General features: G+C 39.5%; 12 protein-coding genes and 2 pseudogenes. 1 reads left to right on the top strand and 13 read right to left on the bottom strand.

The annotated features are described in order from the left end of the window. Nucleotides 1-189 precede the first annotated feature (189 nt). From MHI11_RS10500 to MHI11_RS10460, 10 genes and pseudogenes are all read right to left on the bottom strand, one after another. Nucleotides 190-1,544 (bottom strand): IS1182 family transposase gene (locus MHI11_RS10500; RefSeq protein WP_340961029.1). Its coding sequence is split into 2 segments (ribosomal slippage): nt 190-1,113 and nt 1,116-1,544, totalling 1,353 coding nucleotides; the frame shifts between segments, so codons are not numbered across the junction. A gap of 309 nt (nt 1,545-1,853) precedes the next feature. After that, nucleotides 1,854-1,946: pseudogene (locus MHI11_RS20950) on the bottom strand (hypothetical protein); the annotation flags it as partial. 385 nt (nt 1,947-2,331) lie between these two features. After that, nucleotides 2,332-2,619, bottom strand: a complete 288-nt coding sequence (locus tag MHI11_RS20945) for an XkdF-like putative serine protease domain-containing protein (protein ID WP_445661776.1) — start codon at nt 2,617-2,619, stop codon at nt 2,332-2,334. 97 nt (nt 2,620-2,716) lie between these two features. Then, nucleotides 2,717-3,613 (bottom strand): hypothetical protein, encoded by an 897-nt coding sequence (locus MHI11_RS10490; protein ID WP_340911037.1) that lies wholly within the window; start codon nt 3,611-3,613, stop codon nt 2,717-2,719. A gap of 42 nt (nt 3,614-3,655) precedes the next feature. Next, a pseudogene (locus MHI11_RS10485) lies at nt 3,656-4,464 on the bottom strand (hypothetical protein). 37 nt (nt 4,465-4,501) lie between these two features. Further along, nucleotides 4,502-4,801, bottom strand: a complete 300-nt coding sequence (locus tag MHI11_RS10480) for a contact-dependent growth inhibition system immunity protein (RefSeq protein WP_340913822.1) — start codon at nt 4,799-4,801, stop codon at nt 4,502-4,504. 164 nt (nt 4,802-4,965) lie between these two features. Then, nucleotides 4,966-5,421, bottom strand: coding sequence for a hypothetical protein (locus MHI11_RS10475; protein ID WP_340911043.1), 456 nt, complete (start codon nt 5,419-5,421; stop codon nt 4,966-4,968). A gap of 15 nt (nt 5,422-5,436) precedes the next feature. Further along, nucleotides 5,437-6,993 carry a T7SS effector LXG polymorphic toxin gene (locus MHI11_RS10470; RefSeq protein WP_340962314.1) on the bottom strand — a complete coding sequence of 519 codons (1,557 nt, stop codon included), beginning with the start codon at nt 6,991-6,993 and terminating at the stop codon, nt 5,437-5,439. A gap of 517 nt (nt 6,994-7,510) precedes the next feature. After that, on the bottom strand, nt 7,511-7,984 hold the full coding sequence (locus MHI11_RS10465; RefSeq protein ID WP_044141350.1) for a GNAT family N-acetyltransferase: 474 nt from the start codon (nt 7,982-7,984) through the stop codon (nt 7,511-7,513). Between the two features lie 279 nt (nt 7,985-8,263). Then, nucleotides 8,264-8,683: a MarR family winged helix-turn-helix transcriptional regulator gene (locus MHI11_RS10460; RefSeq protein ID WP_255290864.1), complete on the bottom strand. Its 420-nt coding sequence runs from the start codon at nt 8,681-8,683 to the stop codon at nt 8,264-8,266. 169 nt (nt 8,684-8,852) lie between these two features. Here MHI11_RS10460 and MHI11_RS10455 point away from each other — a divergent pair, with 169 nt between their 5' ends. Continuing rightward, nucleotides 8,853-10,373: an MDR family MFS transporter gene (locus tag MHI11_RS10455; protein ID WP_340961027.1), complete on the top strand. Its 1,521-nt coding sequence runs from the start codon at nt 8,853-8,855 to the stop codon at nt 10,371-10,373. A 39-nt stretch (nt 10,374-10,412) separates the two neighbouring features. On the opposite strand, the gene MHI11_RS10450 is transcribed toward MHI11_RS10455, so the two are convergent. Genes MHI11_RS10450 through MHI11_RS10440 form a run of 3 tightly spaced genes read right to left on the bottom strand, consistent with a single transcriptional unit; the run spans nt 10,413 to nt 13,177 of the window. Continuing rightward, nucleotides 10,413-11,282, bottom strand: coding sequence for a class II fructose-bisphosphate aldolase (locus tag MHI11_RS10450; protein ID WP_044141348.1), 870 nt, complete (start codon nt 11,280-11,282; stop codon nt 10,413-10,415). A gap of 2 nt (nt 11,283-11,284) precedes the next feature. Continuing rightward, entirely contained in the window at nt 11,285-11,743 is a 459-nt protein-coding gene (locus MHI11_RS10445) for a PTS sugar transporter subunit IIA (RefSeq protein ID WP_044141347.1), read from the bottom strand. 15 nt (nt 11,744-11,758) lie between these two features. Further along, nucleotides 11,759-13,177: a PTS fructose transporter subunit IIC gene (locus MHI11_RS10440; RefSeq protein WP_340961026.1), complete on the bottom strand. Its 1,419-nt coding sequence runs from the start codon at nt 13,175-13,177 to the stop codon at nt 11,759-11,761. Nucleotides 13,178-13,186: the final 9 nt, after the last annotated feature.

Here is a 13,186-nt window from a genome sequence, read left to right as displayed (position 1 = left end):
ATGCATCAAAGAAGCCCAAATGTCTTCAGCAAATGCTGTGCAGCTTTTTGGGTGTTCTTTTGTTATAAGAAAAAGCACACTCGCTTGAGTGTGCTCAGATTGTAGAGAAACTCATGTTTTTCTACAATCTTTTTTATTTTCATCGTAATGATGATGGATGAGATTTAATGAAAAAGGCCTCCCACACACCTAGCCTAGCTTCGCTAGGTGTGTGGCAATCTTCTTCATGTTCTGACAGGCAGCTGTGAGAAGCACTTGCTCACTCACATTTTGTTTTCCCCTCAACCGGCAGTAGCGAAGCCCATGCAGTTGTTTTGAATCTGCAAAGCTTCGCTCTATTTTTTCTTTTCTTTTTTTATATAGCTCTTTTCCAGAAGCAGACAGACGATTTTGTCTGATCTTTTCTTTATGTTCTTCCCATACATGTCTTGAGATCACTTTTTGATGATTTTTCGACCTTGTACAGCTCTCTAGGAAAGGACACGATACGCATTTTTTAGGGTCTGATTTGTAGAATCGATAACCTTTTCGATCAGTTGTTGTATATAATAGCTTCTCGCCATTTGGGCATATGTAGTGATCATGTTCAGAATCATACTGAAATTTCCATTTCTCAAATAATCCTCTTGTTGGATGAAAGCGTCTATGTGCGATGACACCAAAAATACGGCGATCGGATAAACCTTTACAGATTGGGGTTGTCAAATAACCAGAATCAAGGGCAACAGCTTCTACTTGAAAACCAAATCGGGCGATTTGGTGATCCAATCGATCAAGATACGGAACAGAGTCATGGATATTGCCGGGCGTGACATTGGCGTCCGTGATGATATTGTACTTCATATCCGTTGTACGGTGGTCTAGGTAGAAAAAGCCTTCTGGTTTATTTTCACGATAAATATAGCCACTTTCAGGGTCAGTCGTACTTTGACGAATGTCTTTTTCCGTTTTCACCTCCTCTTTTACCTTTAAGGGCTTTTTTCCGTGTGCCACCCGATCTTCTTGGATCGCTTCTTCTAAATCATTTATATAGTTCTGGGTATCTTGTTCAATCGTTTTTCTCGTATATTTATGTTTATTGGCATTGGCTTTAAGATGAGTCGAATCAGTAAAAAAAGAACGCGGCCTCCTACCATATCATGATTGATGGCTTGAAGCACAATTTCATCAAAAATGTCTTGAAAAATCGTTGTATCTTTGAATTGAGTACGACGATTCCAGCTAATGGTCGAGTGGTGGGGAACGGGGTCATTGATGTTCAAACCTAAAAACAATCTATACGCCATGTTATAGTAAATTTCTTTTTCAAGTTGTCTTTCAGAACGGATACCGTACAGGTATCCGATAAACATCATTTTGAATAAAATAAGTGGATCAAGAGAAGGACGACCTTTATTCTCGCTATAATACGGTTTTACTTTATCTACGATAAATGAAAAGTCAATGTACTGATCAATTTTACGAAGCAGGTGATCCTCTTCGACCAGTTGATCTAGCAATACAAATTCGGCTTCGTGCTGAGAAGAATTTCTAGTGTGGAACATGAGAAAAACAAATTCCTTTAGTATGCTTTTCTCTATTATAAAACGGGGGAATGGAAAAAATTTAAGGAAAAAAATAAAGCTGTCGAGATTTTCTCGACAGCCTGAGCACACTCGTTTGAGTGTGCTTTGAGACTTGTACAAAAAGAACCCTTTTTCTGCTTTTATATGATAGAAAACGATTGTAATGAGGTCATGGATGTACTGGGAATTTTGAATGACCTTTTTAAGATTTAAGAATAAGAAATACCCAATATTGCCTTGCTATGTGATCAGCTTCCGAATGCCTCATTGAGCAATTTCAACCGCCTCTTGACTCAATAGATTGTCGATAGCGGCTCTGGCATTTTTCAATTCAGTTAAGTTAGCAGCTGAAAACTTCCGGCCAGCTTTTGCAACTTCTTCAAGTGGTTCAGTTTGGATCCCCGCTAAGTCATCAGTAAGCAAAATCTCTTGTGTGATTTCCACAAAATCTTGCAGTGCTGACCTAACCTTGTCAGGATCAGTCTCCAAGTCTTCATCGTCGTAAGAATCCCATTTAAATAAAACAGAATTCAAGGCATCTTGTGCCGCCCAAAACTCCCGACGCATGCGGCCTTCGTCGTATCGGTTCTTTACTTCTCCTTTAAGAAAGAAGTTTTTGAGCAAAGAAAAAAGCCCCTTCTCTTCAGAAGCTGGCTCTCGCTCTTGTTTTCCTATATCCGCTGTTCCGGCCATTGAATATCCGGTGATCTCGCCCTTTTGAATCTGGCTCCAAATATCTTAGGAAGCCTTCGTCAACAAGGACCCACTATCCTTTCTTGATAATCTCATCGCCCATTTCAAAGTCAGAGGGAGCAATGTAAGATTCAACGACTTCTCCGACACCGCCTTGAAAATCATGTTGCTTATCGATCTCACGTGCATCCTTTAGGAAGCCGTGAGCGGCTTTCTCAATTTCTTCCGGCGTCATGTAATCACCATGTGCATTAGCTACGTTGGGTTCGTATACAATACCGTACACAAGACGCTGTGCATCATCAGCCTTCGCAATGACCTTGATCTCTTTTTGAAAGTCTGGCTGTTTTTCTGATTTCATAAAAAAGAACTGCTTTTGATTAGCAGCCTTGTCTACGTATGAAACGTGCGTGATTTTTGCGTTTTTTAATTCTCTTTTTGCATCTGTTCACCCCCTTTCAAGAATATCTCTGATCGTTTTTAAAGAAAGGTATTATATATACAATGAACTTCTTGAGTAATTTAAAAATGTATTTTAACACTTTCCAGATTAATACTACGGGGAAACAAGAGGTCCTGATTATTTTGCTTTGAAAGGAAAAATAGTTTTCCCTTATAATGTCCCCAGTAGTCTTTTTCTGCTTTGTATCTTCTGCAGCTGTAGTATAAACACTTAAGAATAAATACAAGAAAGTTGACCCTAAGAAAATTGCTAATAAAATCCTAAACAATATGCCATTAAACGAGGCTGTACCAATTGAATAAATTATAAAGGTAATCATAAGAACATAGGATATAAATATAACTCCATAAAAAGTATTCTCCAAAAAGAATCCGACTCTTAATATGAACCTTAATATATAATTCATATCGGCTGTTTGTTTATACCAATTGTAGTCTTTATAAATCACCTCAAACAATTTCCAATAATCTTTATCGACAACCTCTTTCAATTGATTAATATTCAATAGCAGCTCTTGATATAAAGATTCATTATTGTCTATAAAAAGTTCTTTAAAAGCGAATTCAGCCTTTAAAAAGTTATCAATAAGCTTTCGATTTCCTAGCCTAGAAATATTAATTTTATTGTAATTATAAGCAGCAAAAAATTCCTTAAGAAGTTCAATTTTGTGTTCCTTATCTACAACTGGTTCAATCTCTTTCAACTTAAAATACATAGGCTCAATTAATGTTTCCATAGTTTCCTGAGCATTTTTATAAAACCTATCTAAATCTTTGTGTTTAATGTTGTAAAAATAAGCAATAGTGGCTGATAAAACAGCAGTAATTAAAGATAATCCAGCTGCTATTACTGCTATATTTTCTTTAACTAACTCCCACAATTCTGAGTTCATCAAATAACCCCATTCTTTAAATAATGAGGATATTATACTATTTCATTCCATGTTTTGTAAGGTATTTCTTCTAATCTCTTCTTTTTCCTCAGCTGATAACCCAAGAATAACAGGTTCAACCACAGGACCAACCGCACAATGACAATTTACTCGCTCTTTTGGCGTGAGCTGTGTATCTCTCGGAAACATACACCGCTCTCCGCTGCATGGTATCTCAAATTCATCATCGAGAGGAATAATTGTGCCATACAGCTGCACATGACTATCCCTCGACTGATTCTTTTTCCCTCCGCTGTGCTTCCACTTCTTCCCCGTTCCAGCTGTTACACGTGCACGCTTCCGGCTGAATTCAGGAAAGTCCTTCAGCTCCAGTTCAATCTCCTGGATAGAACGGCCTTCTTTTATACCTTTTTTCAGCGTTTGCTCAATGGCTGTATGAGTATTCAGCTGCATCAGCTGCGCCAACTCCTGTGACCATGATTCAATCCACTCAGCAGTTCTTTCCGATAAAACCTTGAATGGAATATCTGCATCGATGGAATTCATGATTTTCTCGGCCAGCTGGGTGACGGTGAGTGTTAGAAAGACAGCCGTTTCTTTTCCGAATAGCTCTGCAAACTCATCTGAAGTGAATAAATCATTATTAAAAAACGCTAGAATTGATTCTAACATCTCCGAATCATACTTGGATATAAAACCATTCAGAGCATTTAAAGCGGTGGTTTTCTCATACTCTTCCACCAAGAGGGAACATCCTTCAGTACAGGAAAATCAGCCACCGCCGCTTTGAGTTCATCGACTTCATCCGATTCCCCTTTTTGCAAAAATACTATGAAGCAAAATAAACACAAAAACCTTGAAAGGCATTAGTCAATCAAGGTTTTTGTGTTACTTTATTTTCACTGCTTCTTTCATTTCCTCTATTATTTTATTAAACCACTGTATAGGTTTTAATGAGATCGCCGGAAAGTATATTTCTGCATTATTTTCGATAAAGCTTTCTTTTTCTTGAAATGTTAAAGTACTATTCAAAAAATCCTGACAATCCTTTATCGTAGAGAGCAGACATACTTTAGTAGCTTCATGAATAAACTCCTGTAACGCTTCTTCAGGTGAATCGATACCCTGATGAAATGTCACACCTGAAAAATCTTCTAACTCCTCTAAATAACTGTGGCTCTCATTTATTGAATCACCTCTACAATGTATTATAATTAAAATCATCAATTATATTAGACAAGTGAAACCTTGATTCCATTAAAATCAAAGTAGTGGTGATGGTTATTCAAATCATTGTTAAATGCGGGTTTTCAGATTGTGGCTGCTACTTAATCAATTAACCTGGATTATAATTAAATCGCGCAGTTTCCAATATGCAGTTCAAAATGTTTTTCTTCTGAAAATATCTGAGCGATTTTACCAGTTGCTTTATCTGCTACAATGATGTTGTGATTCTCTGAGGATAGCCAAATCTCTTCAATTGCCTTATCGAAATCTAGAGCTTTTACATTTGCCCAAACAGGAAAAGGGTCATTTACAACTAAAATAAACCATTCTCTTTTCTCTTTCAGAAAATCTAGTGAATTTTTTAACCAAGCCATAACAGATACATTGTCTGTAATTGTTAAAATATCAGACGGTGTAGAGTCTATTTGACGAAATTGTTTTAATACTGCTTCACATAATTTTAGCCATTGAGAAGCATCACTTTCAAAATCAATTACCTCAATATAAGCTAATTGTTGTATTTTCTTTTTAGCATTCATAAAAGCTATTTTCTTTTGTATTTTTTCATTTTGATATACCATATTTTTCATTCCTCATTATTCATTGTAATAGATATGGTGATCACCATTTGGTCCATAAATATTTGAATACCTTTCTTTTTTAAAATCATAATTAAATGGGTCGGCACCCTCTTTCGGTTTCCCTGCGTGAGTGTGTAATTTTCCGTCATTAGTATGTTGTACTATAACTCTTTTTCCTTTTGGGGTATCAAATTCATAGTACCGCCCATGATGAGTTTGGTTAGAACTGTACTCATAATTACGATGTTCTTGTCCCTTCTTAAAAACATTATCTCCTACTTGCCATTGACGAGTAGGCTGTTGTGATCTAGGTATTCCCCCTAAATCCTTAGCGTGCCGCAAAGCCCTTTTTCGATTAAGTCCTTCTTGACTTTGAGCGTTTAACCCCATCTTCCCTTGAAACCCTTTCGCCCCAAACGGCAAAAGCATTCCAAGTGCCGCATTCATACTCGCTTCCTGCTGTTCTTTCGAGATCTTATTCCCAAACATGTCTCGGCCTGAAATCGCTTCGCTGAAGCCGTTGGTGGCGGTAAGGCCATATAAGCCTTTTTGAGATGTTTTTAAGGCGTCAAAGGATTTTTGCGATGTCTTGTAAATGTCGACTGCTCTCACTGCGGCTGATGTGGCTTGGGTGGTTTTGTAGACGGCTTTTCCACCTTTGAAAATGCGTCCTGCCCATCCGACAATTGGGATATAACCCGCTGCTGCCATGCCGCCTGCCGCGACTCGCTGGCCTGCGGTGAGTTCCTCACCCGTGATTGGATCAACACCTGTTGCGGCACGTTTTGCATCGTTCACACCAGTCAGTTCATTGACGATATTTCCACCGTAATCGAGCGCTTTTTCATACCAAGGACGGTTGGCGAGGGCTTCTTGTTCCTTCGCAATCTTTCGGGCTTCTTCTTGTTCTTTTTTGATTTTCAGATATTCAGAAGTTTGCTTTTCAATATCGCTTTTTGCCTTGTAGATTTCGCTATTTTGATACGCTTTCTTGTCAAAATTCATAGGCGAAATCGCTTTTCCGTCATTTGTCGCATTCATCATTTCAGCGTACAATGCCATTGTAGCTTGCTGCTCCGTCTCTGACAAAGCATATTCATCTTTTAAATTTTGATCAAGCTCTCTCAGTTCTTTGACCGTCTTTTTTCGTTCATCTTCCGCTTCTTCTATTTTTTCGTTAAAGTTTTGGCTATCAAATACCTCTAGGGAAATGAGGTCATCAATGTCTTGAAAAATCGTTTTGAGTGCCTTTTTTTGATCCTTTACAATGCTTTTGGCGTTTTTGATGCCCATATGTACTGCGTTGTCTAAAAAGTGTTCTTCTACAAAGGTATCGCCGCCAAAGCTCGTATCATCAAGTGTCCCAGAAACACCTTCATGAAAGGCTTTTTGCTTATCAATGAAATTGATAAACATGTCAACATTACCCGCTAGTTCTTTATAAAAGCTTTTTATGTTATCGGCACCTTTCCCAGTAAAATCATCACCGAGGTTGGCAACACCTTGTAATGCCTTTTTTAAATCTACCATTTGTTCACGGAGTTCCTGATAGTGTTTTGCCCTTGTGTCCATTGCACTTGTTAGTACTTTTGCATCAAGTATCTTGCCCAGCAGAATTCTCTCCTTCCTATTCATTGACAAGGTCAATTTTACCAACACAAAATTTGTCATTAAATAGGAATAAAGATACAAAAACAGCTTCTATTTGATCAGAGAAAGGTGCGTTTCTTTTTTTAAAAAAACGGACACCAATCAAGGCATTTAAAATACTCAATGATCAGCGTCCGCAGGTTCTTCTTTCTGGAAAAAATATTCGGTTCGTTTTTCTTGTCTATTATACGATGATCCACATAAAAAAGAAGTTCTTATTCAGGATGTATTTATTTACGCAGTAATGGCTGAGTCGTGCAACGGAAAGCGCCACCTAAGCTTCTTGTTATTTTAAAATCAACATATTCCAACTAAAAATTATCAAGACCTAAATTGAAAAAAGTTAAATAAATTAGAAGATATAACATATTTTATATGACTAATATGTTATACCCTTTCTTCTTAAACTAACGCACCTGTTAGCATAACAAGAAAATGATTATTTTATTTTTTTTAGCATCTTAAAATTAGCCAACGTAACCCCCTTTTTTTCCACAGTTTGTGAACAAACAATTTTGTAACCTAGATGTTCAAAAAATGGCTTAGCTGTAATACTTGCTTCGGTATCAATTTCTAGAAGATTTAGTTTCTTTGCCTCAGATTCGAGCATATCAACTAAAGCTGTGGCTATACCTTGTCCTTGATAATCTTTATGAACGAATAGTCTATCTAAGTACCCGGTATGCGTTAAATCGCTAAAACCAACAACTTGATCATTCACTTTAGCAACAAATGTTATATTTTGACCCAATGATTCCTTCCAAGAATTAATTTTAGATTCTTTTTCATCTCTTGGTGCCCAAGCATCCAATTGTACTTGGGAATAATCTTTTGAATTTACGGAATGAACTGTTTCATAAAACAATGAAATAATCTCTTTTGTATCAGTTTCCTTAAACTTTATAATCTCCACTTTCTGTTATACCTCCCCTTATTAGGATAAGCATCCTATATTGTCATAACACATCTATCCTAAAAGATATTAACGCTCGGTCTAAAGACCTCACTACGCCTCCTGCTGTGGGCTACGTCCTCCCCAAATACAAACTTTTGTTCCAATGTGTTGTATACATATTATACAATCTTTCAACATCTAATGAACGAATATCATATGCATAAGAAAAGAGGATATATGCTCATATATTGAACATAGTATCCTCTTATTAGTTTAGTAACGCATCAGTGTGTTTTCTTACGATTTAGACTTAAGCAATTGCAGTTCTTGCTCCATTATTTCAGCTGCTTCTGAAATGAATTGGATGATTAAATCTAATTCTTCTCGTTTGTATTCGTTTGTGAGCTGCTTTGTTGATGCCGATAAGGATTGGAAGAGTTCTTTTACTTGTGATTTCCCTGCCGTTAATGGAACGATGATGACTCTTCGTTTGTCCTTTGGGTCCTTTTCTCTTTTGACGTAGCCTGCTTTTTCAAGGCGGTCAATCAGAGCTGTGACTGCACCTGAGCTAAGACCTGTTTTTTCACTTAATTCTCCTGCTGTGAGCGGCCCGAGTTCGTTTAATAAATCGGCTGATTTGAGGTCTGTTGGGAAAAGACCAAGCGATTGTGCGGCCGCTTGGTGGAATAAAACCGTTCGTGTGGCGAGGCGCCTCATTGTATGGATGATCAGGTCTGCTCTGTCTTCTGCGTCGTTCTTTATTGACAACTTGTTCTCCTCCCTTTAAAATCAATTTATCTTGATCATCAAGATAAATGTTCTCTTCCTTTATATTTAAGTTGATTCTAGCAAAAATAAGGAGAGAACGTAAGCAGGAGGTAAATGAATGAATCATGTGGATAAAGGCAAGGCATCCACTCGCTTAGTTGTCATCGGTTTGCTGTTAGGAATTTTTATGGCGGCGATGGACAATACCATTGTTGCAACAGCAATGGGAAGCATCGTAGCAGATTTGGGCAGTTTTGATAAATTTGCTTGGGTGACGGCTTCTTATATGGTGGCAGTAATGGCTGGAATGCCGATTTACGGAAAGCTTTCTGATATGTATGGTCGAAAGCGTTTTTTTCTGTTTGGACTTATTTTCTTTTTAATTGGATCTGCGCTGTGCGGTATCGCACAAACGATGGATCAGCTCATTATTTACCGAGCCATTCAAGGGCTTGGAGGCGGTGCCCTTCTTCCAATCGCGTTTACGATCATCTTTGATATCTTCCCACCTGAAAAACGCGGAAAAATGTCCGGTATGTTTGGTGCAGTGTTTGGTTTATCGAGTGTACTAGGACCACTATTAGGAGCTATTATCACAGATTCAATCGGCTGGCATTGGGTTTTCTATATTAACGTGCCAATTGGTATTGTTAGTGTGGTCTTGATTGCCAGATACTACCGGGAATCGCTAGAACATCGCAAGCAGAAAATTGACTGGTCAGGTGCTATCACACTTGTCGTGGCGGTTGTGAGCTTGATGTTCGCTCTTGAGCTTGGTGGTAAATCTTATGCGTGGGATTCAGTGCAAATCCTCACACTTTTTGCCGTGTTTCTTGTGTTTAGTACCATCTTCTTTATTGTTGAGCGTAAAGCGGAGGAACCGATTATTTCATTTTGGATGTTTAAAAATCGTTTATTTGCGACATCTCAAATTTTGGCGTTTTTATATGGTGCAACATTTATTATTCTTGCCGTCTTCATTCCTATTTTCGTTCAAGCGGTGTACGGTGAATCTGCCACTAGTGCAGGATTCATTTTAACACCGATGATGATTGGGTCTGTCATTGGCAGTATGATTGGCGGAACGATGCAGACGAAAGTGCCTTTTAGACGTCTTATGGCGATCTCTGTTATTTCATTTTTCGCGGGAATGCTGCTCCTTGCCAATATGTCACCAGATACAGCTAGACTGTGGCTCACAATCTTTATGATGATATCAGGATTTGGTGTCGGCTTCAGTTTCTCCCTTCTGCCGTCAGCTTCAATGAATGATCTGTCTCCTCGTTACCGAGGCAGTGCAAACTCGACCAATTCATTTATGAGATCGCTTGGGATGACACTTGGTGTCACGATTTTTGGGACGATTCAAACCAATGTCCTATCGAATCGCTTAGCAGATGCCTTTAGCGGAATGAAAGGCGCCCCTTCTCAAATTGGCGATCCACAAGCCATTTTTCAAGAAGGTGCTCGCTCACAAATTCCGCCTGATATTTTAAATAAAGTCATCGATGCGATGTCACAAAGTATTACGTACGTATTTTTGATTGCATTGTTTCCTATTGCCCTTGCAGCGATTACGGTCCTGTTTATGGGAAATGCACGGGTACACACATCAAATGAAATGAAAGAAAACGAATAATGTGAAAAAGCAGAGCTTAAGCGGCTCTGCTTTTTTGTTTCACTGATATAGAGGAAGGGCTTTGCCCTCACTGCCAACGATCCGTATTTTCGATGTGACCATATCTTTTGCTGCTTGTTTTGCTTTTTGTAAATACATACGTGGATCTAAGCTTTCCGGTTCGTTTGAAAAATGATCGCGGATGGCTTCAGAGTACGCATTTTTTAATTCAGTTGAGACATTGACCTTTGCCATACCAAGTGCCACACATCGTCTGACGTCTTCATCCGGTACAGCGGAACCGCCGTGCAGCACAAGGGGAACATTGACCAGTGATGCAATTTGTTCAATGCGGTCAAAGTCAATATCCGGAACCCCTTTATAAATGCCATGTGCGGTACCAATTGCAGGCGCTAAAGTTGGTACCCCAGTTTCTTCTACAAATTGACGGCATTCTGATGGAATGGCTTTTTCAGCATCCTTTTCATCGACGACGATATCGTCCTCTACGCCGCCTACCTTGCCTAATTCTGCTTCAACGTTCACCCCTATTTTTAATGCGAGGTCCACAACTTCTTTTGTGCGGCGAACATTTTCTTCATATGAATGCATCGATGCATCGATCATGACGGATGTATATCCCGCGCGAATACAGGTGAGAATCACATCAAAGTCCGTACAGTGATCGAGGTGCAGACCGATTGGGATTTGATATTGATCAGCCGCCGCTTTGACTGTATCTGCAATCGCTTTTGCTCCAAGAGATTGAACTGTTCCAACCGTTGTTTGCAAAATGACAGGTGATTTTAATTCTGCGGCCGTTTCGAGCACCCAATAAATACTGTCAAAGGAATGTACATTGAATGCAACTATTCCGTATTTTTCTTTTTTCGCAGTCTCAAGCATCGGTGTTGTTGATAGTAAAGGCATGATCAAACATCCTCTCTCGTTAAAATATCTGTTTCTAAAACAGTCAGCATGTCTTCATTTGTTCTTGTTTCAAGCAGCTTTTGTCGTTTCGCTTCATCCATTAATCCTCGTGAAAGGGCAGAAAGGGCCTTTAGATGAGTGGTCCCTGCTTCATTTTTGGGGATCAGTAAGGATAAGAAGAAAAAGCAAGGCTTCTCATCAAAAGCGTCCCATTCAATGCCTGTTTCAGTGCGGACGATCACGAGTGCTGGTTTCGTGATGGCGTCTGTTTGTGTATGCGGAATAGCAAATCCATCTTGAAATCCAGTTGTGCTCAGTGCTTCTCTTTCAGCTAAGCCTTTTTTAACATCTTCTGGTGATGTGCAAATACCTGCTTTGTAGGCAATGTCAGCAATGGCTGCGAAAACGCCAGCTTGTGACGACGCGGTTTCATGAAGATTCATATAAATATGTTCCATCATTTCTCTTCCTCCCTATTAAACTGCGGGTTTGTCTATTTTTTTACGATAAAGTCCGTATAGAATGGCACCTACAAGTGATCCGATCAGTATGGATAGTACCCACTGGAATGCACCTGTGACGACTGGAAGGACAAGGAACCCGCCATGCGGAGCTGGAACCTGTACGCCAAAGAGATACGTCAATATAGCAGAGATGGCGGAACCAAACATGATAATTGGCAGGACAACGATCGGGTTCTTTGCCGCAAATGGGATGGCCCCTTCTGTTATATGTGTCGCTCCTAGAATATAGTTGATTGCTCCTGCATTTCGTTCCTGCGGTGTGAAATGTTTTCGGAAAATCGTTGTGGCAATCGCAATGATAAGCGGTGGTGTGATACATGCTGCTGACACACCTGCCATGAAGTAAAGGTTACCTTCTGCAAGTAAAGCCGTTCCTGTGACATAGGCTGCTTTGTTAAAAGGTCCTCCCATGTCAAATCCACACATCGCTCCAACAATTAAACCTAAGAGCAGCGGATTCGTGGATTGAACAGCTGAGAGAAAATCCATTAATGAATTATTTAGCCCCGTGATTGGAACTAATAGAGGTGTCATCACAGCCCCAATTAAGAAAATACCGAAGACAGGATAGATGAAGATTGATTTTAATCCGTCAAGTGATGCAGGTAATTTTTGAAGCAGGAATTGAAGGAGTACGATGATATACCCTGCTGCGAAACCTGCGATAATACCACCTAAGAATCCAGCGCCTCCATCGTTTGCAAGCAGGCCGCCGATAAATCCGACAACCATCCCTGGGCGTCTGGCGATTGAATCAGCGATAAATGCTGCTAAAATAGGCACCATTAAGCTAAAGCCGAGTCCACCAATGCTTTTCAAATAGGCAGCAAACGGATGATACGTTTCATGCTGAGGATCAGCTGAGTAAATACCGAACAGAAAAGATAAAGCAATTAAGACCCCGCCTCCAACAACAAATGGAAGCATGTGTGATACACCGTTCATTAAATGTTTGTAGATGGTGTGTATCCACTTATTCGCCGACTTTTGTTGAGCTGGTGAAGAAGAAGCAGATGTTTTTTCTTTTCCAGTAGCTCTTCCTTTCACTTGATGAACGGGAGCTTCTCCATTGATAATGCCTTGGATCAGTTCATTTGGCGTGCGGATACCTTTCGCTACAGGCACTTCAATCAGTGGTTTGCCGTGAAAACGATCTGTATTTACATCTTTGTCAGCTGCGACAATGACCCCATCGGCCTCCAGAATGTCTTGATCGGTTAAAGCGTTTTCAATCCCTACTTGACCATGCGTTTCGACTTTGATGTCGACCCCTAGTTGCTCAGCAGCTATTTTTAATGCCTCAGCTGCCATAAATGTGTGTGCAATGCCTGTTGGACAGCCAGTTGCAGCGACAATTTTTTTGCGGCTCATGTCTATTCC

Source organism: Bacillus sp. FSL K6-3312 (genome assembly GCF_038007485.1).
In the GTDB taxonomy this organism is placed as follows: Bacteria; Bacillota; Bacilli; order Bacillales; family Bacillaceae; genus Bacillus; species Bacillus pumilus.
Note: the sequence above shows the minus strand (reverse complement) of the source record. Positions and strands in the feature narration are given on the sequence as shown.

Excerpts from the sequence above, each read along its gene's own strand:
- MHI11_RS20945 (WP_445661776.1), bottom strand. The coding sequence starts at position 2,619 with ATGAAATCAGAAAAACAGCCAGACTTTCAAAAAGAGATCAAGGTCATT.
- MHI11_RS10490 (WP_340911037.1), bottom strand. The coding sequence starts at position 3,613 with ATGAACTCAGAATTGTGGGAGTTAGTTAAAGAAAATATAGCAGTAATA.
- MHI11_RS10475 (WP_340911043.1), bottom strand. The coding sequence starts at position 5,421 with ATGGTATATCAAAATGAAAAAATACAAAAGAAAATAGCTTTTATGAAT.
- MHI11_RS10470 (WP_340962314.1), bottom strand. The coding sequence starts at position 6,993 with ATGGACACAAGGGCAAAACACTATCAGGAACTCCGTGAACAAATGGTA.
- MHI11_RS10460 (WP_255290864.1), bottom strand. The coding sequence starts at position 8,683 with ATGAGGCGCCTCGCCACACGAACGGTTTTATTCCACCAAGCGGCCGCA.
- MHI11_RS10455 (WP_340961027.1), top strand. The coding sequence starts at position 8,853 with ATGAATCATGTGGATAAAGGCAAGGCATCCACTCGCTTAGTTGTCATC.
- MHI11_RS10450 (WP_044141348.1), bottom strand. The coding sequence starts at position 11,282 with ATGCCTTTACTATCAACAACACCGATGCTTGAGACTGCGAAAAAAGAA.
- MHI11_RS10445 (WP_044141347.1), bottom strand. The coding sequence starts at position 11,743 with ATGATGGAACATATTTATATGAATCTTCATGAAACCGCGTCGTCACAA.
- MHI11_RS10440 (WP_340961026.1), bottom strand. The coding sequence starts at position 13,177 with ATGAGCCGCAAAAAAATTGTCGCTGCAACTGGCTGTCCAACAGGCATT.